The sequence below is a fragment of the Gramella sp. MT6 genome (genome assembly GCF_019357415.1).
Taxonomy (GTDB): domain Bacteria; phylum Bacteroidota; class Bacteroidia; order Flavobacteriales; family Flavobacteriaceae; genus Christiangramia.
The window spans coordinates 2,748,709-2,774,628 of sequence record NZ_CP048410.1; the positions used below are offsets into that span (position 1 = coordinate 2,748,709).

The following is a 25,920-nucleotide window of genomic DNA, read 5'->3' on the forward strand; positions in this document are numbered from 1 at the left end:
CTTTTTTATTTAGTTCCTAAGTAGATATATCCCTGTATAGGTTGAAACTCACTATTTCTGATTTCCAGAACGTAGTAGTAAGTACCTGAAGGCAATTGGTTCGAATTTGTAAATGAGCTCTTTGAAAATCCATCCCAGTTATTCTGGTAATTTTGCGCAGTGTAAACTTCAGCACCCCATCTGTTGAAAATTCTAAGGTCATAAGTGAAGCCACATTCTGTGTCCAGGTCTACTTCAAAGAAATCGTTCCTGTTATCACCGTTAGGTGTCACAGCTTTTGAAATACCGTTTTTAATATCTTCAATACTACAATTCAGAACTATACCATCGAAAATAGTAACACTTACTTGTGTGCTGGATGGGCAGAACCCGTCAAGTTCGTATGTGAAAATATAAGTGCCGGCTTCCATCATAGAAGGATCGATAAATCCATTATCTAGCGCGCCTGTATTATCATTATCTATCCAGGTACCCGACTCATCTACATCTCCAACAAGAAGATCGAAAAGGTCGAATGCGGTCGTGGTCCCATCATTATAAAGTTCTGGTGCCTGGGTCACCTCAATTTCTTCAGCAACAGGTTCTTCAATAACTACAGTAATTACTTCAGATTCCTGTCCAAATTCGTCTTTTACACTTATCTGATAGGTTCCAGCTTCAATATTTTCGAATACTCCACTGTTCTGGAAGTTTACTCCATCTATAGTGAAGCTAACTCCATTTTCTGTGCTTACAGTTATCGATCCGAATGGATTCTCACATGTCGGAGCAATTACCGTTGGTTCTGGTGCAGCCGGTGGTGCAGGAGCAGGATCTTCTTCTACTGTGATCGTAAACGAACAACTTGATTCATTTCCATTTGCATCTACTACAGTATATTCTATTAGCGTTTCTCCTACAGGAAATTCTTCTCCGGAAGCGATACCACTGGTCATGGTCACCGTGGTTTCACCACAGTTATCAGAAGCGGTAACCTCCTCATAGTTTACTACCGTAGAAGTAACTCCATATTCTACGTTTACAGTGAAGCTTTCAGGACATTCAATAGTTGGAGCTTCATTATCAGTAATATTTACGTCGAAGCTTACGGTTGAAGTGTTTCCTGAGGCATCTGTCGCGGTATAAGTAACGGTGGTTGTTCCTATTGGGAATTCTTCTCCAGAGGCAAGCCCTTCCGTAAGAGTTAAACTCTCGACACCACAATTGTCTGTTACTACCGGAAGTTCATAGGTAAATGTTGCGCCACATATTCCGGCATCGTTATTCAGATTGATATCTGATACAGCTTCGAAAACTGGTGCCTGAGTATCGATCACGTTTATGATCTGCTCACAGGTAGTTGAGTTTCCTGCGGCATCTGTCACAGTCCAGGTTACTGTTGTTTCTCCAAGAGCAAACACAGCAGGAGCATCGTTAGTGATAGTCAGATCTTCGGTAGCCGTACAGTTATCAGAAACTGCTGGCATTCCAAGATCCACCTGAGATGCTTCACAAACTCCGTTATCAGCTTCAACGGTCATCATATCTAACCCACAAGCAGTGATAACTGGTGCCTGAGTATCGATCACATTTACGATCTGCTCGCAAGTTGTTGAGTTCCCGGCAGCATCGGTGATGGTCCAGGTTACTGTAGTTTCTCCAAGAGCGAATACAGTTGGAGCATCGTTGGTGATTGTCAGATCTTCAGTAGCCGTACAGTTATCAGAAACTGTTGGCATTCCAAGATCAACCTGAGAAGCTTCACAAACTCCGTTATCAGCTTCAACGGTCATCATATCTAACCCACAAGCAGTGATAACTGGTGCCTGAGTATCGATCACATTTACGATCTGCTCGCAAGTTGTTGAGTTCCCGGCAGCATCGGTGATGGTCCAGGTTACTGTAGTTTCTCCAAGAGCGAATACAGTTGGAGCATCGTTGGTGATTGTCAGATCTTCAGTAGCCGTACAGTTATCAGAAACTGTTGGCATTCCAAGATCAACCTGAGAAGCTTCACAAACTCCGTTATCAGCTTCAACGGTCATCATATCAGACGCACAAGTAGTGATAACTGGTGCTTGAGTATCGATCACATTTATGATCTGCTCACAAGTTGTTGAGTTTCCTGCAGCATCGGTCACGGTCCAGGTTACTGTAGTTTCTCCAAGAGGAAATACTTCAGGAGCATTGTTAGTAATAGTCAGATCTTCAGTTGCAGTACAGTTATCAGAAACTGCTGGCATACCAAGATCCACCTGGGATGCTTCACAAACTCCATTATCTGCTTCAACATTCATCATATCTGAAGCACAAGCCGTAATTACTGGCGCCTGAGTATCGATCACATTTACGATCTGCTCACAAGTTGTTGAGTTTCCAGCAGCATCGGTAATGGTCCAGGTTACTGTAGTTTCTCCCAGAGCAAATACAGAAGGAGCATCGTTAGTGATTGTCAGATCTTCGGTAGCAGTACAGTTATCGGAAACCGTTGGCATTCCAAGATCAACCTGAGATGCTTCACAAACTCCATTATCAGCTTCAACGTTCATCATATCTGAAGCACAAGCAGTGATAACTGGTGCCTGAGTATCGATCACATTTACGATCTGCTCACAAGTAGTTGAATTTCCTGCAGCATCGGTCACGGTCCAGGTTACAGTAGTTTCTCCTAGAGGAAATACAGCCGGAGCGTTGTTAGTAATAGTTAGATCTTCAGTAGCCGTACAGTAATCAGAAACTGCAGGCATTCCAAGATCAACCTGAGATGCTTCACAAACTCCGTTATCAGCTTCAACATTCATCATATCTGAAGCACAAGCAGTAATAACTGGTGCCTGATTATCGATCACATTTACGATCTGCTCACAGGTAGTTGAATTTCCTGCAGCATCAGTTACTGTCCAGGTTACTGTAGTTTCTCCTAGTGGAAATACAGCCGGAGCGTTGTTAATGATATTCAATTCGGCTGGGCAATTATCAGTTGCAACAGGCATTCCCAGTTCAACTTCAGAAGCAGTACAAACTCCTTCATCAGCCATTGTATTTATTATAGCAGCACATTCGGTAATAACCGGAGGCTCTGTATCTTCAATAAAATTAATAGTTACTGAAGTTTCATCAGAACAGCCATTGGCGCTATCGGTAACAGTTACAGAATAATCTCCTGCTTCGGTTACTTCGATAGAAGCTGAAGTTGCTCCTGTATTCCATAAGTAAGTAGCAGTTCCCTGAACTGTAGAAGTACTAGCGTCCAGATTAACTGAAGTATTGTTACAATCAAGATCTTCATTTCCGGTTATAATAGCTTCTGCAGTGATCGTATTCTGTTCTACAGTTACGGTAGCCTCAGCAAAACATCCGTTATCACTATCAGTTACAGTTACGCTATAATCTCCCGGCTCAGTAACTTCGATAGAAGAAGTGGTCGCTCCAGTGCTCCATAAATAAGAAGCATCAGCCTGAACGGTAGATCCTGAAGCATTTAAAGTGATCTCTGTAGTAGAGCAAGTTAGTTCCTCATTTCCTGTAATATCAGCAACTACCGGAGTAATATCCTGAGTTACGGTAACTGTAGTTTGAGCAATACATCCATTATCACTGTCGGTCACAGTTACGGTGTAATCACCAGGCTCGCTTACCACAATAGTAGCGGAAGTTGCTCCGTTGCTCCATAAGTAAGAAGCATTTCCCTGCACAGTAGATCCAGAAGCATCTAAAGTAACTTCGGTAGTAGCACAGGTCAATTCTTCGTTTCCAGTAATTTCGGAAGTTACCGGAGTAATATCCTGAGTAACGATTACTGAATCTGTAGTTGAACATCCATTTTCAGCATCAGTTACGGTTACAAAATAAGTTCCCGGTTCAGATACTAATAGTGTAGAATCAGTACCAACCACAGGTCCTTCTAAAGTGTTTTTAGTCCAGGAATAAGTAGCAGTACCCTGCACTGTTGAACCTGAAGCGTCTAAAGTAATTTCAGTAGTAATACAGGTTAATTCTTCATTTCCTGATATTGTAGCAGTTGGAAGGTTGGCGTCCTGGGTCACTTCAACAAAAGCAGTATCAGAACATCCATTATCGCTATCTGTTACTGTTACGGAATACATTCCGGTTTCAGAAACAGTTAGTGTTTCGTCAGTTGATATTATAGTAGCATCACCATCTTTGGTCCATTCATAGGATGCTGTTCCCTGAACAGTAGAAGTCGATGCGTCTAAAGTGATCTCTGTAGTAGAGTAGGTGAGTTCTTCGTTTCCATTGATATCGGCAACCACAGGAGTAATATCCTGAGTCACGGTAACAGTAGTTTCAGAAGAACATCCATTGTCACTGTCGGTTACGGTAACGGAATATTCTCCCGGTTCGGTCACGGTAATAGTAGCGGTAGTCGCTCCGGTATTCCATTCATAAGAAGCAGGTCCCTGTACGGTAGATCCAGAAGCATCTAAAGTAACTTCGGTAGTAGCACAGGTTAATTCTTCATTTCCTGTAATATCAGCAACCACTGGAGTGATATCCTGAGCTACAGTTACAGTAGTTTCAGCGGAACATCCATTGTCACTATCGGTAACAGTTACGCTATAATCTCCCGGTTCAGTTACGGTAATAGTAGCGGTAGTCGCCCCGTTACTCCACTCATAAGAAGCAGTTCCCTGAACTGTAGAAGTTGAAGCATCTAAAGTGATCTCTGAAGTAGCACAGGTTAATTCTTCGTTTCCAGTGATATCAGCAGTTACCGGAGTAATATCCTGAGTAACGTTTACTGAGTCTGTAGTTGAACATCCATTTTCAACATCGGTTACAGTCACAAAATAAGTTCCAGGTTCAGATACTAATAGTGTAGCGTTAGTACCAACCACAGTTCCTTCTAAAGTATTTTTTGTCCAGGAATAAGTAGCAGTACCCTGCACAGTTGAACCTGAAGCGTCTAAAGTAATTTCGGTAGTAGTACAAGTTAATTCTTCATTTCCTGTTATAGTAGCGACTGGAAGGTTAGCATCCTGGGTCACTTCAACTGAAGCAGAATCAGAACATCCGTTATCGCTGTCGGTTACTGTTACATAATACATTCCGGTTTCAGAAACAGTTAGTGTTTCGTTAGTTCCAAGTACAGTAGCATCACCATCTTTGGTCCATGCATAAGAAGCTGTTCCCTGAACAGTAGAAGCCGAAGCATCTAAAGTGATCTCGGTGGTTGAACAGGTTAGTTCTTCATTTCCGGTGATATTAGCAACAACCGGAGTAATATCCTGGGTTACGATTACAGTAGTTTCATCAGAACATCCATTATCACTATCAGTTACAGTAACGGAATATTCTCCTGGTTCAGTAACTTCAATAGAAGAAGTAGTTGCTCCGGTGCTCCATAAATAAGAAGCATCAGCCTGAACAGTTGATACATTAGCATCCAGTGTAATACTGGTAGTAACACAAGTTAGTTCTTCATTTCCTGTGATGTCAGCAACCACTGGAGTGATATCCTGAGTTACGGTAACTGTAGTCTGAGCAGAACATCCATTGTCACTGTCGGTCACCGTTACGGTATAATCACCAGGCTCGGTTACCGATATAGTAGCCGAAGTTGCCTCGTTGCTCCACTCATAAGAAGCATTGCCCTGAACTGTAGACCCCGAAGCATCTAAAGTGATTTCGGTAACAGCGCAGGTTAGTTCTTCATTACCGGTAATGTCAGCAACGACTGGAGTAATATCCTGAGTTACAGTTACGGTAGTTTCATCAGAACATCCGTTATCACTATCAGTCACCGTAACGGTATAATCTCCAGGCTCAGTAACTTCAATTGAAGCGGAAGTAGCTCCCGTATTCCATACATAAGAAGCAGTACCCTGAACTTTTGAGGTGCTCGCATCAAGAGTGATGCTGGTAGTGTTACAATTTAATTCTTCGTTTCCGGTAATTATAGCCTCCGCTGAAAGATCATCCTGAGTAACGGTTACAGAAGTTTGATCGGAACAACCATTGTCACTATCGGTTACAGTCACTGTATAATCTCCAGGCTGAGTAACTTCGATAGTAGCTGAAGTAGCTCCAGTGCTCCATAAATAGGAAGCAGATCCTTGAACTGTTGATCCAGAAGCGTCTAAAGTTATATTTGTTGTAGTACAATTAAGTTCTTCAACCCCAGTAATATCAGCAACAACCGGAGTAATATCCTGAGTTACGGTAACTGTAGTCTGAGCGGAACAACCATTATCACTATCAGTAACAGTAACTGTATAATCGCCAGGCTGGGTAACTTCGATAGAAGCTGAAGTAGCTCCGGTGCTCCAAAAATAGGAAGCATTCCCCTGAACTGTTGAGCCTGCTGCGTCTAATGTAATTTCGGTATTGGCACAGGTCAATTCTTCATTTCCGGAGATATCTGCTGTAACAGGTGTAATATCCTGAGTAACTAACACAGAGGTAGAATTTGAACATCCATTATCGCCATCGGTTACAGTTACATAATAAGTTCCAGGAGTGCTAACATTTAACGTAGCTGAAGTTCCTACTTGAGGGCCATCTACGCTATTGGTATTCCATGAATACGAGGGTGTTCCCTGGAAGGTTGATCCTGAAGCGTCCAAAGTTATTTCGGTATTGGCACAGGTCAATTCTTCGTTTCCAGAGATATCTGCAGTTACCGGAGTAATGTCCTGAGTAACTACCACAGAGGCAGAATCTGAACATCCATTCTCAGCATCAGTTACAGTCACAAAATAAGTCCCTGGTTCAGATACCAGTAAGCTAGACTCTGTACCAACCACAGTCCCTTCTAAGGTAACCCTGGTCCAGGAATATGTAGCAGGACCCTCCACTGTTGAACCTGAAGCGTCCAAAGTGATTTCAGTATTCGTACAGGTTAATTCTTCGTTTCCAGAGATTTCTGCGGTTACTGGAGTAATGTTCTGAGTAACTACCACAGAAGTAGAGTCAGAACACCCATTATCCTCATCTGTTACGGTTAAATAATAAGTTCCAGGATCGCTAACAGTTAAAGTTGCTGAAGTTCCTACCTGGGTTCCATCAGCACTATTAGTATTCCATGAATAAGAAGCTGGTCCTTGCACAGTTGAACCTGAAGCGTCTAAAGTAATTTCGGTATTGGCACATGTCAATTCTTCGTTTCCTGAGATATCTGCAGTAACAGGGGTAATGTCCTGAGTAACTACAACAGAAGTGGAAGCGGAACATCCATTATCGGCATCGGTTACAGTTACATAATAGGTGCCAGGAGAGCTAACAGCTAAAGTTGCTGAAGTACCTACCTGTGTTCCATCAGCGCTATTGGTATTCCATGAATAGGAAGCTGTTCCCTGGAAAGTTGAACCTGAAGCGTCTAAAGTAATTTCGGTATTGGCACAGGTTAATTCTTCATTTCCTGAGATATCGGCAGTTACTGGAGTAATGTCTTGAGTAACTTCTACAGAGGTCGAATCTGAACAACCATTATCAGTGTCAGTCACAGTAACATAAAAGGTTCCAGGGGAGCTGACATTCAATGTTGAAGAAGTTCCAACCTGTGTTCCATCCGCGCTAGTTGTATTCCATGAGTATGATACATTACCCTGGGCAGTTGAAGTTGAAGCGTCTAAAGTTATTTCGGTATTGGCACAGGTAAGTTCTGCATTCCCTGTGATACTGGCTGTTACAGGAGATATATCCTGAGTTACCTCCACCGAAGTAGAAGCAGAACATCCATTGTCACTATCGGTCACCGTTACAAAGTAGGTTCCCGGGGAAGTTACCTGTAAAGTAGAAGAAGTTCCAACCTGGGCTCCGGTAGCAGAATCGGTATTCCAGGAATAAGAAGCGGTGCCTTGCACTGTAGATGCACCTGCGTCCAGAGTAATGCTTGAAGTAGTACAATTAAGCTCTTCATTTCCTGAAATTTGTGCGTTAACAGCTGTTTTATCCTGAAGAACCGTTACAGTTTCTGAATTTGAACATCCTGTTTCCTCATCTGTAATGGTTACCGTGTAATCTCCGGGAGAACTAACATCTATCGATGCAGTTGAAGCACCGGTATTCCATGAATAGGAAGGAGTTCCTTGTAAACCAGTTGCCTGTCCGGTTAATGTAATACTTTCATTGTTGCAATTTATTTCTTCATTTCCGGTGATTTCAGCTTCAATGCCAACTACCGTAATATTAAATGAACAGATCTTTTGTTTTATTGTACCGTCTGGATCTGTATAGGTTGCAACATATTGTAGATCATAAGATCCAACCGGATAAAAGCCTTTTGTAGGACCGGAAACTGTAAAATCTACACCACCGCTACAGCCATCATCATATAAAATTCCGTCTACAGCAATTATAGTATCACCGGTATTAGCTTTTGGTGGTCGGTTTCCTCTATATGTAAAAACATATTGTAATCTATATACTCCTGTTGAAGAAATCGTGAAATCATATGTTGTTTGTGCGGCAGTTACACTTGTGTAAGATCCACTTGGAATGGCTGAACCGCTTTCAGGGATAAGGAATAATTCAATTCCATAATCTCCTTCATTATAGGTTAAATCGATAGAAGTGGTTGAACCTTGTTCAAGAACAAGGTAAGGAGTTGTAATAACTGATTTTTTACTACCATCTGCGTTATTATTGTTACTGGAAAATAGTTTTACATAACCCCCGTCGGTTCCAACCCTTTGGATGTAAGTAAAATCCCAGCAATCCTTGCCAAGTAAAGCTTCGTTCAGCTCAAAAAGCATTTGGAAATTCCCAGTACTACCCGTATTGGTACAGGTCTGTGAAATTCTCGGAGTGGTCCAGGTTACCTGTGCGCCATACTCTCCCAATTCATTGGCAGTATCGGCACATAATACCTGATCATCAGGACAGCTGTCAAAAGTAATACATGGATCCCCATCTATGGTACTTGAGCTAGTCTGGCCATAAGAATTTGAGAATATAAAAAAGAGCCCTAACAGAATTAACTGGCCATAAGAGGACACTTTATCCCGGAAATCAAAGCCCTGTAATGGACTATTCAATTTTCCGTAATTACTTTTAGTAGTAGTTTTCCAAATCATATCAATAATGTTTAGAATTATCAAATTTGTTTATATCGGTGTTAGCGATAGTGTTTAATAATTTCAATAGCTTGACTTTCAGAGAAAATCAATTACATCTGATTTGGGGCGTTCAGTATGAAAAAACAAGGGTTAAAAAACACCTGGTAATCTTGAGGAATTACCTATAGAAGTGTGGGGGTGACTCTATTATGGTGTAATTATGGTGTAAAACTATTACAACTAATTCGTTAAAGAAGAGGATTTAAAAACTTTTAGATATAACGGGGAATAAATTCGGTAAAATGCATAATTTTTCTTTTTGTCCCCCTTCAAAATGGTGATATTTTCCCGATTAATTGTAGGAATTTTGTAGGAAGAGTTTGAAAATGATAGGGGAAAACCCTAATAAATTGACCAAAAAAGCGGAATTAAAGCTCTGAAATTAGGTGATTTACATAGATTTATTTTGTAGTCTTTTCCAGTTCAATTGAGAGTTAATTCTGTAAAAATATAATTGGCAATCTTACCCTTTAACGGTGATATGTGTTATAAAACAGAAGACGGCTTTAATTCAAATAAAAACATTTCAGCCTTGTTTAATAATCTTGTAAATTGCATGAAACTTTCCAAAGAAATGCAGAAGGACCTTAAAGACTATCGAAAATCATACGAAAAAGGAGAATTAAAGGAGTCTGATATTCCCAGAGAGCCTTTAGAATTATTTCAATCCTGGTTTCAGCTTGCAGACGAGTCTGAAAATGTGGAAGAAGCCAATGCCATGAATATTTCTACGGTTGGAAAAGACATGATCCCTTTATCCAGAATTGTTCTCCTTAAAAGCTTTAGTAAAGAGGGATTTACTTTTTTTACTAATTATGACTCACAGAAAGGGAAAGCAATAAGTGAAAATCCGCAATGTTGTATATCATTTTTCTGGCCATCTTTAGAAAAGCAAATTATAATTCAGGGAAAAGTTTCTAAAATTCCGGAGAAAGAATCTGAAGAGTATTTTCAAAGCCGTCCCCGCGGCAGTCAGCTTGGCGCTAAGGCTTCAGATCAAAGCTCATCAATTCCTTCGAGAGAACATCTGGAATCAAAGCTTAATGATCTTGAAGAGAAATATAAGGAAGGAGAAATCCCAAAACCAGAGAATTGGGGTGGATATATTGTAAAGCCTTTTAAATTTGAATTCTGGCAGGGCCGTAAAAGCAGGTTGCATGACAGGATCCTCTTCTCTTATATTTCTGAAAATAACTGGAAAATTGAACGACTAGCACCTTAAAATATGAAAAGATTAATCTTAGTTAGACATGGAAAATCCTCATGGGATAATGATCTGCCAGACCATAAAAGACCTTTAAAAAAAAGAGCATATAATGATGCGAAAGTAGTTTTAAATGCTTTTCAGAATTTCTATGAGCCAGGAGCGCTTTTTTGGACCAGTTATGCGGTGAGAGCACATGAAACTGCCAAATTATTTAAGGAAAGGCTGAATGTTCCCGATAAAGATTTTGTAGTGAAAGAGGATCTATATACCTTCAACCAAAATGAACTTTTGTCGGTAATAAGATCATGTGAAGATGATATCCCACGTTTAATTGTTTTTGGCCATAATCCAGCTATGACCATACTCGTGAACTCTCTTGGTGACAAGAAAATAGACAATCTTCCTACAACCGGTTTGTGTGTTATAGACTTTGAGGTGGATTCCTGGAAAGAAGTTCGAAAAGGCAAAACAATTCTAACCTTACTGCCTAAAAACCTACGATAGATCTTTATGGCCGAAAAACGTTATATAAACAGAGAATTAAGCTGGTTATCTTTTAATGCCAGAGTTTTACAGGAAGCCGCAGATGAAACGGTACCATTAATTGAAAGACTTAGATTTTTAGGGATCTTTTCCAATAATCTTGATGAATTTTTTAAGGTAAGATATGCAACCGTAAAGCGTATTGACCTTGCCGGGAAAGCGGGGAAAAAAGTTCTCGGTGGAATAAAGGCGAACAAGTTACTTGAAGAGATCACCAAAATTGTTATAGATCAACAATCTGAAAGTTTGAAGATCCTTGATGATATTCAAACGAAGTTGAAATCTCATAACATCCATATAATAAACGAGGACCAGGTAACCCGCAATCAAAAGGAATTCATCAAGAATTTCTTCCTGAGCAAGGTTAGTCCGGCCCTTGTTACCATCATTTTGAATGACCTGCCTGAAATGCCTTCTCTTAAGGATAGCGCAGCTTATTTAGCGGTTAAGATGGTGATGGCTGAAGAAGCTGAAGGTTCACAGGGAATTTCAGGCAATATTAAACGTCAAACCAAGGAGAAGCGATTTGTACTTATCGAGATACCAAGGAACATTGAAAGGTTTGTTGTATTACCTGAAGAGGATGGAAAGCAATATGTTATTCTTCTTGATGATCTTATAAGATATAATCTCAACACGATATTCAATATTTTTAAATATGAAAGCCTTTCGGCTCATATGATCAAGATCACCCGGGATGCTGAGCTAGATCTGGACAGTGATCTTAGTAAAAGCTTTATAGAAAAAATTTCAGATAGCGTTAAGGACAGGATCAAAGGTGATCCCGTTAGGTTCGTTTATGATAAAAATATTGATAGTGATACCCTTACTTATCTTATGAATAAGATGGGGATCGATGCCACAGATAGTATTATCCCAGGTGGGCGCTACCACAATAGAAGGGATTATATGGATTTCCCGAGCCTGGGAGGGCCAGAACTACAATATGAAGTAAGAGAACCCTTGCCTATACCAGGATTAATTCTTCAAACAAGTGTCTTAAAAGGTATTGCAGACAAAGATTACTTACTTTATACTCCTTACCAGAGTTTTGCCTATGTGGTTAAATTTTTACGAGAAGCCGCACTGGATCCAAAGGTTAAGACCATAAAGATCACAATTTACAGGCTTGCTAAGATCTCGCACATTGCCAGCTCTTTGATCAATGCTGTGAAGAATGGTAAAAAAGTGACTGTACAGATCGAACTCAGGGCAAGATTTGATGAGGTAGCGAACATTAGATATGCAGAGCAAATGCAGGAGGAAGGCGTCAATCTAATTTTTGGTGTCCCTGGACTTAAGGTCCATTGTAAAACCTGTGTAATAGAAAGGGAAGAGGACGGAAAGCTAAGAAGATATGGATTTATAAGCACTGGGAACTTCAACGAAAGTACTTCCAGGGTATATACAGATTACACTTTGTTTACTGCAGATCCTGAAATTCTGAAGGAGGTGAACATGGTATTTGATTTCTTTGAGACCAATTATAAAGTGAACAAATACAAGCATCTCATCGTTTCTCCACATTATACCCGTCACGTTATCTATAATTTGATCCAGAATGAGATAGACAATGCCAGGAATGGGAAACCTTCAGGAATTAGACTGAAGTTGAACAGCCTTTCTGATAATGGGGTGATCGATAAGTTATATAACGCCAGCAAAGCCGGGGTAAAGATCAAGCTAATTGTTAGAGGTATTTGCTGCCTGGTGCCGGGAGTTCCAGGTCTAAGTGAAAATATCGAAGCAATAAGTATCGTAGATAAGTTTCTGGAGCACCCGCGTGTATTCATTTTTGAGAATAATACAGACAATAAAGTTTACATATCTTCTGCAGATTTTATGACAAGAAACCTTGATCAGCGAGTTGAAATTTCCTGTCCTGTTTATGATAAGGATATCAAGCAGGAGCTTATAGAGACCTTCGATATCAGCTGGAATGACAATGTGAAAGCCAGGAATCACTGCAGGGGAATGGAAAACCCATATAGAGAAAGCAAAGGAACTAAAATAAGGTCTCAGTTTGCCTTATATGACTATTATTTAAGAAAAACAGATATTCAGGAATAATGATAAAGCAAAGAACTTACGCAGCGATAGATATTGGATCAAATGCAGTCAGGCTTCTGGTTTCAACGATCACCGAGAAGGAAGGTATGGAAACTAACTTCAGAAAAACATCGCTGGTGCGTGTACCTATTAGGCTTGGTGCAGATGTTTTCTTAAAGCAAAAGGTTTCTGATAAAAATAGAGCCCGGGTTATTGACACTATGCAGGCTTTTAATTTATTAATGAAGTCTCATGGAGTTGAGAAATATAAGGCGTATGCGACTTCGGCAATGAGGGAAGCAAAGAATGCCGTTGAAATTGCCAGAACGGTAAAAGAAAAAACAGGTATTGAAATTGAAGTTATAGATGGTAGCCATGAAGCGGCGATCATTGCAGTGACAGATCTTCACGCGTTGATCCAGAACGATTGCAATTACCTTTATGTTGATGTAGGAGGGGGAAGTACAGAATATACAATGTACAGCAATGGCAAAACGATTGCTTCAAGATCTTTTAAGGTTGGAACGGTAAGAATGATGGAGGACCTGGTGGAACATAAAACCTGGGAAGAAATGCAGGACTGGGTAAAACAAACTACAAAGGATTATGATGATATAGACCTGATAGGATCTGGAGGAAACATCAATAATATTTTTAAGACCAGTGGTAAAAAGGAAGGTAAACCCTTAAGTCTTAAGTATCTTAAAGATTACGACGAAAAACTGAATTCATATACTTATGAAGAAAGGATCACAGAACTGGATCTTAAAAATGACCGGGCAGATGTGATTATCCCTGCGTCGAAGATCTATGTCAATTCTATGAAGTGGGCCAAAGCTAACTGGATCTACGTTCCAAAAATCGGACTTGCAGATGGGATCATTAAATCACTTTATAATGAATCTAAAAGGAAGAAATCCTAACCGTGGATACTTTCTTTAGTTCCAAGATCCTTCATGACCTGCGCCTCATATTCTAAAAGGTCCTGCCATTTCTGATCTACTGTTTCTCTATCGCCATACTTTCTGGCGAATTTAAGGAACATCGTGTAATGATTTGCTTCGCTTACCATTAGGTCGCGGTAGAATTTGGCAAGCTCTTTATCTTCAAGTTCTTCTGAAAGCAGCCTGAACCTTTCACAACTCCTTGCTTCAATAAGGCCTGCTATAAGTAAGCGGTGAACTAACTGCGTAGCCCTGCTGCCGCCTTTTGGAAAAAACTCTCTTAATTTAATTACGTATTCATCTTTTCGATCCCATCCCATGGTGAAGCCCATTTTCAGAATACGATCGTGCACCATTTTAAAATGACCCATTTCTTCCCTGGCTAAAGCGGTCATCGCGGTTACCAATTCAGAATATTCCGGGTAGGTAACTATCAGTGAGATAGCGGTAGATGCGGCTTTTTGCTCGCAATAAGCGTGGTCTACAAGAATTTCTTCAATATTCTTTTCGGCGATACCTGCCCATCTCGGGTCTGTGGGTAATTTAAGTCCTAACATACTATACGTCTAGATCAAAAGTGGCTCTTAACTTATCTAATAAGGGATTCGCTTCTTTTAATTTCTCATATTTCTCCTGGGGGGTGAAAGCATACTTTTTAGAAGTAGCTTCATCAACATGAATATTTAGAGTTATATGAGTATTTCTGAGCTTTGCCTTTAGGTAGCTCATTAACCTGTTTTCTTCTCTTTCCAGGTCGATCTTCATGGTTTCGTTTGGAAAGGTTAGATGAATTTCCCTATCCTGAAGTGTTGGCGTTTGGGATTCGAAGATCGAAGCCAGGATCTTTTCACCTTTTCTTTTTAGTTTCTCGGTGTAATTCTTCCATTCGGTTACAAGATCTTCCTCGGTGAAATCATCGTCCATGACCTTTTCTGTAGGCATCATGGCCTTTTGCTGTTCTTCCAGCTCTTTTTTCTTTCCGATACTTTTTAAAGAAAGACCTGATACCTTTTCCCTTTTGATCTCCGGGAATGATTTTTTAGCCGGTTCGATCTCCTTTATAGCTTCACTTACCGGTTCTTCGATCTCAACCTTTTGCTCAGATTCTGCGATCCTGGCTGTTTCAATCTCAGAAGTAATCTCAGATACCGGTTGCTCTGCTTTGATTTCAGTTTTGGGTTCCTCCTTGGAATCTTCAACTGATTCTTCCTTCTCCTGTGAAATTTCAGACTGAGGGATTTCAGGTTGAGGAGAAGATTCTGCCGGGCTTTCTTCAGAGTAATATTGTTCTTCCTCTTCCTTGGCGCAAGATTGGGTTGCTACTTTTGGTTCGGGTAAATTACTTTCTTCAGAAGGGGAGGAGTTGTCATGTTCATTTTCTCTTACCAGTTCCTTTTTTTCTGAAGAAATGCTTACCGCTTCCTGTTCAAAATTATCGGCGGGAACTATTTTTCGTTCAACCTTTTTTTTTTCTGAACCAAAAGTTACTGAGGCGAGTTGCATCAAGCACAACTCAACTAAAAGTCGTTGGTTATGGCTGGTCTTGTATTTAAGATCACAAGAATTCGCCAGTTCTATAGCTTCTAGTAAAAATTGATGCGAAGTCTTTTGAGACTGTTCAAAATATTTGGCTTTAGTTTGCTCACCAACTTCTAATAGGCTGATGGTTCTCTGGTCTTTACAAACCATAAGGTCTCTAAAATGAGAAGCCAGTCCTGCAATGAAGTGATGCCCATCAAAACCGCTGGCTAGTATGTCATTGTATTTAACAAGTAACTGCGGAATATTGTTATCCAGGATTAGATCTGTAACCTGCATGTAGGTATCGTAATCGAGAACATTAAGGTTCTCTGTTACAGCCTGCCTGGTGAGATCATTACCACTAAAGCTCACTACCCGGTCATAGATAGATAAAGCATCTCTCATCGCGCCGTCTGCTTTCTGGGCTATGATATGTAATGCATCATCTTCTGCATTTACACCTTCCTGCTCTGCAATATAACCAAGATAATTCTTAGCATCGGTTACCGTGATCCTTTTGAAGTCAAAAATCTGGCATCTGGAAAGGATCGTAGGTATGATCTTGTGTTTTTCTGTGGTAGCCAGGATAAAGATCGCGTGTTTTGGCGGCTCTTCAAGAGTCTTCAGAAATGCATTAAAAGCAGATTGAGATAACATGTGCACCTCATCTATGATATAGACCTTGTAATTTCCTACCTGGGGTGGTATTCTAACCTGGTCTATAAGGTTTCTAATATCGTCTACCGAGTTATTAGAAGCCGCATCCAGCTCAAAAATATTGAAGGCAAAATCCTCATCTGGATCCTGGGTTTCTCTTTGATTGATCATTTTGGCAAGAATACGGGCACAGGTAGTTTTTCCTACCCCACGAGGACCTGTGAACAATAAAGCCTGAGCCAGGTGATTATTGTTTATGGCGTTCGCCAGGGTATTGGTGATCGCCTGCTGGCCAACCACATCTTTAAACGTTTGCGGCCTGTATTTTCTTGCCGATACTACAAAATGCTCCATCAAAAAGTATTGAACTACAAATATAAAAATCACAGCCCTAAAGTCCAGTGAGAGGAGCCTTATTTATGAACAAATACGGGAAGAAATCAACATAAATTAACTTACATTTGCCCTGAAGCAGGCCGCCTTATCGTTCCGACATTATTTCGGGGAGGAAAGTCCGGACACCACAGGGTAGCATAGTGGGTAACGCCCACCGGTCGTGAGATCAGGACCAGTGCAACAGAAAGGATGTACAGGTTAAGCTGTAGTGAAATCAGGTAAACTCTATGCGGTGCAATGCCATGTATACCGGCATTCAAGGATTACCCGTCCGTTGCCGGAGGGTAGGCAGCTAAAAATTAGTGGTAACGCTAATTTCAGACAAATGATAAGGAGCCCGATCAATTATCGGGTGACAGAATCCGGCTTACAGGCCTGCTTTTTTTTATTCTTCCATTCGTTGATAAACCCGAACATAGTCAATTAAGAATTTTTGAGGTAATACTTCTTCATCGACTTTTCCGGCCCATTTTCCACCAAGCGCAAGATTCAGAATTAAATAAAATGGTTTTCGAAAAGGATTGTTTTCAGAACCTGCTTCCTCAACCTCAAAGCTATGGTATACTTCATTATCAACCAGTAAATCTATCTTATCCTTAGACCAGTCTACCGAATAAACATGGAATTTTTCTGAAAGGTCTTTCAATTTTTTAATACCACCGTCAGATCTTAATTTTCTGGAATAATTTTCAGGAAAATGTACGGTTCCATGAATTTCATTCGGCTCAATTCCTACGTATTCCATAATATCAATTTCGCCGGCTTCAGGGTAGGCTACTTCATTGAAATTTGAACCCAGCATCCATATTGCCGGCCACAAGCCTTTACCCAAAGGTAATTTTGCACATACATCTATCCGACCATATTTAAACTCAAACTTTCCTTTGGTATTTATACTTCCAGAGGTGAATTCAGCATAGGGAGTGTTAAACCTATAATTCCTGATGTAAGCATCATAGCTTTTATTTTTATAATCTTCGTTTAAGGTAATTAGTTCTAAATTGCCATTTTGAATTCTAACGTTCTTCTTACGTTTGGTGTAGATCTGCTTCTCGAGGTTACGAACAAATCCGGTTTCGTAATTCCATTTTTCTGGATCTGGTTTTCCAGAATAATTAAAATCGTCCTTCCAGATAAGTTTATAATTCTGGGACTGTGCTTGCAAAGAGAATGTTGAAATAAATAATAGAGTTAGGAGGAAGGTTGATTTCATTTATCTTAGTTGGCCATCACAATACTCTGGGCCCAGGCGATAGCCTCCTCCTTATTTTGAAATAGTTCGTAAGGAACAGGGGAAAAGTTCTTTTCAAAATTGGCTGTTTTCAGTCTTTCAATATTATCACTGATAACCGCGATACCTTTTAAAGTTTCGATCTCTAAAAGGTCTATATATATAATTGGATTTACATTGTACGGATTCTTACGATGGGTGATATAGATAAAATCCCTTTCACCAAAATGGTTCACACAGGTCACCCGAAGCTTATTTATATGCTCTTTTTCTATTACCACGTCTTCTTTTACAGTGGAAATTACTACGGAATCGTAGAATACTAGATTGGTGAATGCCAGATCCAGCTTTTTATTAGATTTGGTCATAACTAAATATAGTTATTATTCGAAGAAACTAAAAACTGAGCTACCATATTTTCTACTTTCCCTGAAGTTTGCCAGGTCTGATAGATCTGTATACTTGGAATGCTCAATGATTAACTGACCATCCTCATTTAGTAAGGATCTTTCAAAGACGAGTTCAGGAATCCTGGCGAATTCCGTCTTTTCTAGATCATAAGGTGGATCTGCAAATATGATATCTGCCTTGATAGGTGCCTTTTCTAAATATTTAAAGACATCGCTCTTGATCGTATTTATTGGGAAATCCAGTTCTGCTGCAGTCTTCTTAATAAATTTAATACAATCAAAATTCGCGTCAACCGAGGTAATAGTTTCAGAACCTCTAGCTGCAAATTCGTAAGAGATATTTCCGGTTCCCGAAAAAAGATCCACTACGCTAACTGCAGGAATATGATAATGGTTATTCAGGATATTGAATAATGCTTCCTTGGCTACATCGGTAGTGGGTCTAACCGGTAGTTTAGATGGAGCGATAATTCTTCTTCCTTTATGAGTTCCTGAAATTATTCGCATTATAAAGTTTTTATTAAAAGGTATTCTGAAAGTTCTTTTTCGGGTTTAGCCTTTTCTTCGAAGTTAAATGAATGGAACGGTCCCATGAAAGATATATTCTTAATATAATCCCAGACCATTTTATATTCTTCAGAATCTTTATTTATCTCACCTATTAGTACAAGTTCAAAAATATTTGGATCGAGGTTTAACTGCTCGGCTGTGAAAAGAAGATAGTATAGAAAATCTTCTTTAGTATCATATTCAAAACTGTTGGCAAAGATAACTTTCCCGTTTTCTATAATGACGAGTTCATAATGACCAAAAAGAGTATGGAGATATACTTTTGGTCCATTAGTCTCTTTTGGCAATTCCAATAAAGAGTCTATAAGAACGCTAAGGGCATGCCGGTATTCGAATTCACCATACCTGTCAAAAAAGTAGTTGATGATATTGGTGTAGGGGATATAGACATTTACAATTTCATCCTTCAAATTATCAAAGGCGATAAAATCTGTCTTAAGGATCCTTGTATTGAATTTGAGATAACTTGCGGCCTGCTCATCGTCAAATAACTTTTCTGGAACAAGGCTGAAGAGAGCATTATTAAAAACCAGGTTTACATTATCTACCTTCTGGTTGAGCGCTTCTTCCTGCTCATATATCTCTTCAATTTTAGAAAGAACCTTTATTGGGTCCAGCTGCTTCTTGAAATCAAATTTCTTGAAATAGCTGATGGTATTCGTATCTCTTTCCAGGATACAAAAAGAAAGTCCATTCAAGCTAACCTGAATGGACAGTTTCTTATATTGATTTGTTTCTTTATTCGTTGTCACCATAAACTTTTGGCCAGTTACCGCTGGTATTGACCTCGCTCATAGAACCTACGCTAATATATCTACCGTTTACATCATCAACAGACTGGATCTCGTTCTCTTGAAGAACTAATGTTCTGTCCTGATCGGCAAGAATTCTAGCTTTGGCAACCTTTACTTCGAAAACAGGGATTTGTGATTCACCTTTAGTGATAGTTCCTGCTTCAAGGTCAAAAGTACCGTCAACACCTTCAATAGGTATATTCATCATGGTACGGTATCTTTCTTCGTTACCTTTGAATAATGAATCTTTTACTGGTACAAATCCAAGAGTATCGATAACTACACTTTCGATATACTGGTCTACACCGTATGTTTTCTTGTATTCCTCATCAAGATAGGTTGTATCTCTACGTTGAGTAATAGCAAACTCTGCAGTATCAAGGAATTTTACCAGGCTATCCCAGTCTCCCTGAAATTTTCCAGTTACCTCTTTGTGCGCTAACTCAGAAGATCTGATATCCTTAAGGTTTTTGATAACCTTAGCGTATCTTTTTTCTTTAATCTTGTTAAATTGAATTGGTTCGTAAACCGCGTTGAAAGTAAGATATGCCAGGAAGATAATCACCAACCAAAGAAGTATCTGTATTACAAATCTCATGCTCTAAAAGTTTATGTTTTAATTTGAAGGTTATTGGTTACACGCAAATCTACAACTTTTTTTTATTCGTAAAAGTTTCTGTCATAAAAATCCATTCTTATCTTTGAGATTTTATGCACTTTATATGGAAAAAACCACTCCGGATTCCTTTTTCAAACTCTTAATTGATGATCTTGGATTTGCCGCAACAGATAAACAGAATGTTGCTTTACAGATGTTATCTGAATTCATCGTTAATGGAGGTAAGGACAGGCTTTTTCTATTAAAGGGATTTGCCGGAACCGGTAAAACGACCATTATCAGTACGCTGGTGAAGAATCTATGGAAGATCAGAAAATCTGGTGTTTTGCTTGCCCCTACAGGTCGTGCGGCTAAAGTGATCTCAAATTATTCCAATAAAGAAGCTTTTACCATCCATAAAAAGATCTATTTTCCAAAGAAATCAAGTGGAGGTGGGGTTCAATTCACTTTACAACCAAATAAGCATAAAAATTCCCTTTTCATCGTGGATGAGGCTTCGATGATCTCAGATGATGGAGGAAATTCTAAATTATTCGAGAATGGATCCCTTTTGGATGACCTTATTCAATATGTTTATCAGGGCCATAACTGTCAGTTAATTCTTATTGGTGATACCGCTCAGCTTCCCCCGGTAAAAATGGAACTGAGTCCTGCTCTTGAGGAAGATAAACTTAGAATGAATTATAATAAAGAAGTATCATTTATTGAGTTGGATGAGGTGGTTAGACAAAGTGAAGGCAGTGATATTCTTCATAACGCGACACTAATCAGGGAAAGTTTACAGGAAGGCTTTTACGAAAGTTTCAAGTTTGAAATTACACAAAATGCAGATGTAGTTCGATTGGTAGATGGTTATGAGATCATGGATGCTATACAGGATTCCTATGGTATCAATGGATATGAAGACACGAGTATCATTGTACGATCCAATAAAAGAGCCAATTTATATAATCAGCAAATAAGATCAAGAATCTTATTCCAGGAAGAAGAACTTTCGGCCGGGGATTATCTTATGGTAGTGAAAAACAATTATTTCTGGGTAAAGCCAACCAGTGAAGCTGGTTTTATAGCGAATGGCGATATAGTTAAGGTGCTGGAGATCTTCGGATTTAAAGAATTATATGGTTTCCGCTTTGCAGAAGTTCAGGTGCAAATGGTAGATTATCCTAAAATGAGACCCTTTGAAACAGTTATCATGCTTGACACTCTCACCAGTAATACCCCTTCACTTACTTATGAAGAATCCAACAAGCTCTACGAAGAAGTGAAAAAAGATTATGCCGATGAACGCTCTAAGTATAAGCAGTTTATGAAGGTTAAGAATAACAAGTACTTCAATGCCTTGCAGATCAAATTCTCTTATGCCATTACCTGTCATAAATCCCAAGGTGGCCAGTGGAAAAATGTATTTATTGAGCAGCCTTATTTGCCTAACGGAGTAGGAAAGGAGTACCTGAGATGGCTTTATACAGCGGTAACCAGGGCACAGGATAAATTATATCTTATTGGTTTTGGAGATGATTTTTTCACATCTAACTAATTATTACTTTTACTGAAAAATTTATGAAAGGACCAGCGAAAAATAAGATCATAGCGATGATTCCCGCCCGTTATGAAGCTTCACGATTTCCAGGGAAATTAATGAAAGACCTTAATGGTAAAACGGTGATCACCCGAACATATGAAGCTGCTGTAAATACTGGTCTTTTTGATGAAGTTTATGTGGTTACAGATAGTCAGAAGATCTTCGATGAAATTATAAATGAAGGCGGACAGGTAATTAGAAGTGAGAAAGAACACGAATGCGGGAGCGATCGTATTGCTGAAGCTGTTGAACATATGGATGTGGATATCGTAGTAAATGTTCAGGGAGATGAACCATTTATTGATAAAAACAGTCTGGCTAAACTCCTCGAGGTCTTTGAGCAGGAAGGAGCAGAAGAGATAGATCTAGCTTCTCTGAAAACTCCACTCAAGGAGAGCGATGAGATCACTAATCCCAATAACGTGAAGGTCATCACCGGTAAGGATGATTTTGCCCTTTATTTCTCCAGGTTTCCTATCCCTTATCCCAGAGATACTTCAGCCAAGGTAACATACTACAAACACATAGGTATCTACGCCTTCAGAAAATCTGCCCTTATGGATTTCTACCGTTTACCGATGCTGCCATTGGAGGCTGCTGAAAAGATCGAGTGTATAAGATACCTCGAATACGGTAAAAAGATCAAAATGGTAGAAACAAGTGTGAAAAGTATTGGTATAGATACTCCGGAAGATCTTGAAAAAGCAAGGAAGCTGCTAAGTTAATTACTAACAGCTTCCTTGTAAGTTTTTAGTGCTCTTTCGCGGGCTTCTTTGTGATCCACCATTTTTTCAGGATAATCATCGGTTCCAAATTCTGGCACCCACTCTTTAATATATTCTTTATCGTTATCGAATTTATCTATCTGGGTGGTTGGGTTAAATATTCTGAAATACGGCGCCGCATCTACACCGCTACCGGCTGCCCATTGCCAGTTCCCAACATTGGAAGACATTTCGTAATCCAGTAGTTTTTCAGCAAAATAAGCTTCACCCCATCGCCAGTCTATAAGTAGATGTTTGCAAAGAAATGAAGCTACCAGCATCCTGATCCTGTTATGCATATAACCGGATTCATTTAGCTGACGCATTCCTGCATCTACAAGTGGATAACCCGTTTTTCCTTGTTTCCAGAGTTCAAATTCCTCCTCGTTATTACGCCAATCTATACGGTCATACTTTTTTTTGAAAGCTTCGGTTACCGTATCGGGATAATGGTAAAGGATCTGCATGAAGAATTCTCTCCAGACCAATTCATCCAGAAAGGTTTTATTTTTTTCCTTATTTGCATCTCTAACCATCTGGCGAACGCTAACAGTGCCAAATCGCAGGTGTGGTCCTAATCTTGAAGTACCTTCCACGGCCGGATAATCTCGTTTATCTTTATAATCCTGAATTAGACCGGGGGTGACTTTATAATCGGGTACTTTTATAGAAGATTTTTTAAAACCTATATCGCTCAGGCTAAGATTGGGTAACCTGCTGTTTTCAATTAGATTATCCCTGTACCTCTTCGTATAATGAAATTCAAGTTCGGTACTACTGAATTTATCACGCCAGGTATTTTTGTAAGGAGTATAAACCACATAGGGATCTCCATCTTGTTTTACCACTTCGTCCTTCTCGAATATTACCTGGTCTTTAAAATCCTGAAATTCAATATCATTATCCTCAAGCAGGCTCTTGATCTTTTTATCACGTTCTTTCGCATAGGGTTCATAATCCCTGTTGGTGAATACTTTTCCTATTTTGTGATCTTTGATGAGATCTTTAAAAACTTTTTCAGGAGTGCCGTGATACATGGCAATTGAACTTCCATTTTCTTCCTGGAGCTCATCACGCATCCTTTGAAGGGTATCATGAATAAAACTTACCCGGGCATCATCTTCCGGTAATTTATCGAGGATCTCCTTATCAAATATAAAAATGGGTAAAACTGGCAATTCATCCTGAAGTGCAGCCTTAAAGCCTGCATTATCATCAAGTCTTAGATCTCTTCTAAACCAAAAAATGTTTACTTCCTTTCCCATTAATTGTTGTTTATGGTTGATAAACCGCCATCAACTCCAAGCGTTTGACCTGTTATCCAACCACTGTTATCACTTAAAAGAAAAGCAGCAAGGTTTGCAATATCTTTAGCCTCTCCAACTCTCTTAAGAGGATGCCTTTTATTCATCTTTTCTCTTTTATCATCGTTTGATAATAATTTTTCCGCGAGAGGTGTATCTGTTAAGGATGGAGCTATAACATTTACTCTAAAATTAGGCGCATACTCTGCAGCTAGAGACTTGGCGAAACCTTCAATTGCACCTTTCGCCGCGGCCACATTCGTATGAAATGGCATTCCTACCTTTACGGCAACTGTACTAAAAAATACTAGACTTGCCTGTGGTGATTTTTTTAGTTTATCCAGAACTCCCTGAACACTTCTAACCAATCCGAAAAAGTTAAGCTGCATTTCTTTTTCAAAATTTTCGGGTTTGATCATTTTAAAAGGTTTCAATTCTATAGATCCCGGGCAGTATACAAGTCCATCGATTTGGTCTGGAAGATCAAGGTCTTCAATATTGTCTTTAAGAACGTCGAAATCAAGATGGGTTACTTTTTCCGTATCAAGATTTCCGGTATTTCTGGAGGCAACAATTATATTATGGTCACTACTAAGAAGTTCCGAAATTTGAAGTCCGATTCCAGTAGAGCCACCTATTAGTAAGATATTCTTTTTCATAATTATTAGTTTAGTATATCCTGTTTAAGGGTTTCAGTTTTTGAAATGTCTTCGTGGTATTCACCAAAAAGTTCCAGGAGCTTTTCCTGTCTATAATCAAATATTTCCTGAAGCTTAGGTTTTACGAGGAAAGGATGCGCCATTTGCCCTAATATACCCATGGGTAACTTATAATCTATTACATCTTCCATTTCTACTCCACCCGGAATTGGCTTTATAAAGTGTTTGTGGTGCCACAGAGCATATGGTCCGAAACGTTGTTCATCCACAAAATATTCACCTTCCTTTACGTGAGTGATCTCAGTAACCCATTTGGTTCTAATTCCAGCGACCGGAGTCACTATATACTGGATGATCTGTCCCGGATACATTGGCCGGTCTGCGCCGGATACGATTTCGAAGCCCATGTAATCTGGAGTTATGGTTTTTAAGTTTCTTGGATCTGAAAGAAACTCCCAGGCTTCTTCCAATGAAATTGGCAATTTCTGGGTGCTGTGTAAAGTATAAAGCTTCATTCTAAATATTTGAAGTAAAATTACATTTCATTTTGTTTAAAAAGAAATAATTAAAGTTAAACAAAATATAAACAAAACTTCTGAAAAGCCTATTTTAGTGTTCCAGAACTATAGCTTCTTACTATATTTACTTAAACTAAAACTTTAAAAGAATGAAAAAACTATTATCTCTTGTATTCATTATGTGCCTTACGTTTTCTGTTAATGCACAGATACAAACTCCCCAGCCTAGTCCAGCCATCAAGATCGAGCAAAAGGTAGGTCTTACAGATGTAACCCTGGAATATTCCAGACCGGCTATGAGGGGAAGAACCATTTTTGGTGACCTAGTTCCCTATGGTGAAGTATGGAGAACTGGTGCAAATGCCAATACGAAAATAAATTTCAGTACAGATGTTATGATCAACGGGAAGAAATTGGAAAAAGGTTCCTATGCTATTTATTCAATTCCGAATAAAGATTCCTGGGAAGTAATGTTTTATTCATCCACAGACAATTGGGGAGTACCTCAAAACTGGGATGAGTCTAAAGTAGCTTTGAAGGCTAAAGCTGAAACTACCGAATTACCAATGTCTATGGACTCTTTCGTAATAATGCTGCATGATATTACAAATGATTCTGCCAGTCTGAATTTTGCATGGGAAAATACTAAGGCGACCTTGTTATTAGAAGTTCCTACAGATGAATTAGCTACTGCAAGTATTGAAAAGATTATGAATGGACCAACTGCAAGTGATTACTTCGCAGCAGGTACTTATTATCATGAATCTGGTAAGGATCTTGAGAAAGCTTACCAGTGGGTTAGTAAAGCTACTGAAATGGCCGGAGACCAGGCTTTCTGGATGCTTAGAAGAAAATCACTGATCGAAGCTGAAATGGGTAAAAAAGATCAGGCTATTGAGACTGCGAAAAAATCTTTGGCTTCTGCTGAAAAAGCTAACAATGCCGATTATGTGAAAATGAATAAAGAATCTATTGCAGAGTGGGAGGGAAGTAAATAATTTTCACCCGCTTTCATTTTAAAGGTTTTCTGATTTTCCGTCTTCCTGAACTTGTTTTAGGACCTCAAAAGAAGCTGAAATAAATTCAGCTT

General features: G+C 39.3%; 18 protein-coding genes and 1 other RNA gene. 8 read left to right on the forward strand and 11 right to left on the reverse strand.

What is annotated here, in order from left to right; genetic code table 11:
• Window positions 1-5: 5 nt before the first annotated feature.
• Window positions 6-9,017, reverse strand: a complete 9,012-nt coding sequence (locus tag G3I01_RS12355; RefSeq protein WP_219548310.1) for an HYR domain-containing protein — start codon at window positions 9,015-9,017, stop codon at window positions 6-8.
• A gap of 616 nt (window positions 9,018-9,633) precedes the next feature.
• On the opposite strand from G3I01_RS12355, the gene pdxH reads away from it, so the two are divergent.
• From pdxH to G3I01_RS12375, 4 genes are read left to right on the forward strand one after another with little or no spacing between them, the layout of a single operon-like run.
• The gene (pdxH, locus tag G3I01_RS12360; protein ID WP_219552824.1) at window positions 9,634-10,281 is read left to right on the forward strand and encodes a pyridoxamine 5'-phosphate oxidase; all 648 of its coding nucleotides are present in this window, start codon (window positions 9,634-9,636) and stop codon (window positions 10,279-10,281) included.
• Between the two features lie 3 nt (window positions 10,282-10,284).
• On the forward strand, window positions 10,285-10,770 hold the full coding sequence (locus G3I01_RS12365; RefSeq protein WP_219548312.1) for a histidine phosphatase family protein: 486 nt from the start codon (window positions 10,285-10,287) through the stop codon (window positions 10,768-10,770).
• A 6-nt stretch (window positions 10,771-10,776) separates the two neighbouring features.
• Entirely contained in the window at window positions 10,777-12,879 is a 2,103-nt protein-coding gene (gene ppk1 / locus G3I01_RS12370) for a polyphosphate kinase 1 (RefSeq protein WP_219548314.1), read from the forward strand.
• On the forward strand, window positions 12,879-13,781 hold the full coding sequence (locus tag G3I01_RS12375; RefSeq protein WP_219548316.1) for an exopolyphosphatase: 903 nt from the start codon (window positions 12,879-12,881) through the stop codon (window positions 13,779-13,781). Before ppk1 ends, G3I01_RS12375 begins: the two co-directional genes overlap by 1 nt.
• Here the strand turns inward: G3I01_RS12375 and G3I01_RS12380 are convergent.
• Together G3I01_RS12380 and G3I01_RS12385 are read right to left on the reverse strand one after the other, a co-directional pair.
• The gene (locus tag G3I01_RS12380) at window positions 13,778-14,359 is read right to left on the reverse strand and encodes a tRNA-(ms[2]io[6]A)-hydroxylase (protein ID WP_219548318.1); all 582 of its coding nucleotides are present in this window, start codon (window positions 14,357-14,359) and stop codon (window positions 13,778-13,780) included. The genes G3I01_RS12375 and G3I01_RS12380 overlap by 4 nt on opposite strands.
• Before the next feature lies 1 nt (window position 14,360).
• Window positions 14,361-16,334, reverse strand: coding sequence for a DNA polymerase III subunit gamma/tau (locus G3I01_RS12385; RefSeq protein ID WP_219548319.1), 1,974 nt, complete (start codon window positions 16,332-16,334; stop codon window positions 14,361-14,363).
• Window positions 16,335-16,448: 114 nt separating this feature from the next.
• Here G3I01_RS12385 and rnpB point away from each other — a divergent pair.
• Window positions 16,449-16,762: RNase P RNA component class A (gene rnpB, locus G3I01_RS12390), an RNA gene on the forward strand.
• Here rnpB and G3I01_RS12395 read toward each other — a convergent pair.
• The 5 genes from G3I01_RS12395 to G3I01_RS12415 are packed head-to-tail and all read right to left on the reverse strand — an operon-like array spanning window position 16,762 to window position 19,979.
• Entirely contained in the window at window positions 16,762-17,589 is an 828-nt protein-coding gene (locus G3I01_RS12395; protein ID WP_257710584.1) for a glycoside hydrolase family 16 protein, read from the reverse strand. The genes rnpB and G3I01_RS12395 overlap by 1 nt on opposite strands.
• A 5-nt stretch (window positions 17,590-17,594) precedes the next feature.
• Window positions 17,595-17,975: a hypothetical protein gene (locus tag G3I01_RS12400; RefSeq protein WP_219548321.1), complete on the reverse strand. Its 381-nt coding sequence runs from the start codon at window positions 17,973-17,975 to the stop codon at window positions 17,595-17,597.
• A gap of 15 nt (window positions 17,976-17,990) precedes the next feature.
• Window positions 17,991-18,524 carry an RsmD family RNA methyltransferase gene (locus tag G3I01_RS12405; protein ID WP_219548323.1) on the reverse strand — a complete coding sequence of 178 codons (534 nt, stop codon included), beginning with the start codon at window positions 18,522-18,524 and terminating at the stop codon, window positions 17,991-17,993.
• Complete coding sequence (locus G3I01_RS12410; RefSeq protein ID WP_219548325.1) at window positions 18,524-19,342, reverse strand: DUF3822 family protein; 819 nt, start codon at window positions 19,340-19,342, stop codon at window positions 18,524-18,526. Before G3I01_RS12410 ends, G3I01_RS12405 begins: the two co-directional genes overlap by 1 nt.
• Window positions 19,326-19,979 carry a hypothetical protein gene (locus G3I01_RS12415; RefSeq protein ID WP_219548327.1) on the reverse strand — a complete coding sequence of 218 codons (654 nt, stop codon included), beginning with the start codon at window positions 19,977-19,979 and terminating at the stop codon, window positions 19,326-19,328. Before G3I01_RS12415 ends, G3I01_RS12410 begins: the two co-directional genes overlap by 17 nt.
• A gap of 124 nt (window positions 19,980-20,103) precedes the next feature.
• On the opposite strand from G3I01_RS12415, the gene G3I01_RS12420 reads away from it, so the two are divergent.
• Entirely contained in the window at window positions 20,104-21,540 is a 1,437-nt protein-coding gene (locus tag G3I01_RS12420; RefSeq protein WP_219552826.1) for an AAA family ATPase, read from the forward strand.
• Window positions 21,541-21,563: 23 nt separating this feature from the next.
• Entirely contained in the window at window positions 21,564-22,310 is a 747-nt protein-coding gene (kdsB, locus tag G3I01_RS12425; RefSeq protein ID WP_219548329.1) for a 3-deoxy-manno-octulosonate cytidylyltransferase, read from the forward strand.
• Here kdsB and G3I01_RS12430 read toward each other — a convergent pair.
• From G3I01_RS12430 to G3I01_RS12440, 3 genes are read right to left on the reverse strand one after another with little or no spacing between them, the layout of a single operon-like run.
• Window positions 22,307-23,614: a deoxyribodipyrimidine photo-lyase gene (locus G3I01_RS12430; RefSeq protein WP_219548331.1), complete on the reverse strand. Its 1,308-nt coding sequence runs from the start codon at window positions 23,612-23,614 to the stop codon at window positions 22,307-22,309. The two genes, kdsB and G3I01_RS12430, sit on opposite strands and share 4 nt — an antisense overlap.
• The gene (locus G3I01_RS12435) at window positions 23,614-24,312 is read right to left on the reverse strand and encodes an SDR family oxidoreductase (RefSeq protein WP_219548333.1); all 699 of its coding nucleotides are present in this window, start codon (window positions 24,310-24,312) and stop codon (window positions 23,614-23,616) included. The genes G3I01_RS12430 and G3I01_RS12435 overlap by 1 nt, the downstream gene beginning before the upstream one ends.
• Before the next feature lie 5 nt (window positions 24,313-24,317).
• Window positions 24,318-24,827, reverse strand: a complete 510-nt coding sequence (locus tag G3I01_RS12440) for an SRPBCC family protein (protein ID WP_219548335.1) — start codon at window positions 24,825-24,827, stop codon at window positions 24,318-24,320.
• A gap of 152 nt (window positions 24,828-24,979) precedes the next feature.
• Between G3I01_RS12440 and G3I01_RS12445 the strand changes: the two genes are divergently transcribed.
• Window positions 24,980-25,828, forward strand: a complete 849-nt coding sequence (locus tag G3I01_RS12445; protein WP_219548337.1) for a DUF2911 domain-containing protein — start codon at window positions 24,980-24,982, stop codon at window positions 25,826-25,828.
• The last annotated feature ends 92 nt before the right edge of the window (window positions 25,829-25,920 follow it).

Coding starts and splice junctions, on each gene's coding strand:
- G3I01_RS12355 (WP_219548310.1), bottom strand. CDS start 9,017: ATGATTTGGAAAACTACTACTAAAAGTAATTACGGAAAATTGAATAGT.
- pdxH (WP_219552824.1), top strand. CDS start 9,634: ATGCAGAAGGACCTTAAAGACTATCGAAAATCATACGAAAAAGGAGAA.
- G3I01_RS12365 (WP_219548312.1), top strand. CDS start 10,285: ATGAAAAGATTAATCTTAGTTAGACATGGAAAATCCTCATGGGATAAT.
- ppk1 (WP_219548314.1), top strand. CDS start 10,777: ATGGCCGAAAAACGTTATATAAACAGAGAATTAAGCTGGTTATCTTTT.
- G3I01_RS12375 (WP_219548316.1), top strand. CDS start 12,879: ATGATAAAGCAAAGAACTTACGCAGCGATAGATATTGGATCAAATGCA.
- G3I01_RS12380 (WP_219548318.1), bottom strand. CDS start 14,359: ATGTTAGGACTTAAATTACCCACAGACCCGAGATGGGCAGGTATCGCC.
- G3I01_RS12385 (WP_219548319.1), bottom strand. CDS start 16,334: ATGGAGCATTTTGTAGTATCGGCAAGAAAATACAGGCCGCAAACGTTT.
- G3I01_RS12395 (WP_257710584.1), bottom strand. CDS start 17,589: ATGAAATCAACCTTCCTCCTAACTCTATTATTTATTTCAACATTCTCT.
- G3I01_RS12400 (WP_219548321.1), bottom strand. CDS start 17,975: ATGACCAAATCTAATAAAAAGCTGGATCTGGCATTCACCAATCTAGTA.
- G3I01_RS12405 (WP_219548323.1), bottom strand. CDS start 18,524: ATGCGAATAATTTCAGGAACTCATAAAGGAAGAAGAATTATCGCTCCA.
- G3I01_RS12410 (WP_219548325.1), bottom strand. CDS start 19,342: ATGGTGACAACGAATAAAGAAACAAATCAATATAAGAAACTGTCCATT.
- G3I01_RS12415 (WP_219548327.1), bottom strand. CDS start 19,979: ATGAGATTTGTAATACAGATACTTCTTTGGTTGGTGATTATCTTCCTG.
- G3I01_RS12420 (WP_219552826.1), top strand. CDS start 20,104: ATGGAAAAAACCACTCCGGATTCCTTTTTCAAACTCTTAATTGATGAT.
- kdsB (WP_219548329.1), top strand. CDS start 21,564: ATGAAAGGACCAGCGAAAAATAAGATCATAGCGATGATTCCCGCCCGT.
- G3I01_RS12430 (WP_219548331.1), bottom strand. CDS start 23,614: ATGGGAAAGGAAGTAAACATTTTTTGGTTTAGAAGAGATCTAAGACTT.
- G3I01_RS12435 (WP_219548333.1), bottom strand. CDS start 24,312: ATGAAAAAGAATATCTTACTAATAGGTGGCTCTACTGGAATCGGACTT.
- G3I01_RS12440 (WP_219548335.1), bottom strand. CDS start 24,827: ATGAAGCTTTATACTTTACACAGCACCCAGAAATTGCCAATTTCATTG.
- G3I01_RS12445 (WP_219548337.1), top strand. CDS start 24,980: ATGAAAAAACTATTATCTCTTGTATTCATTATGTGCCTTACGTTTTCT.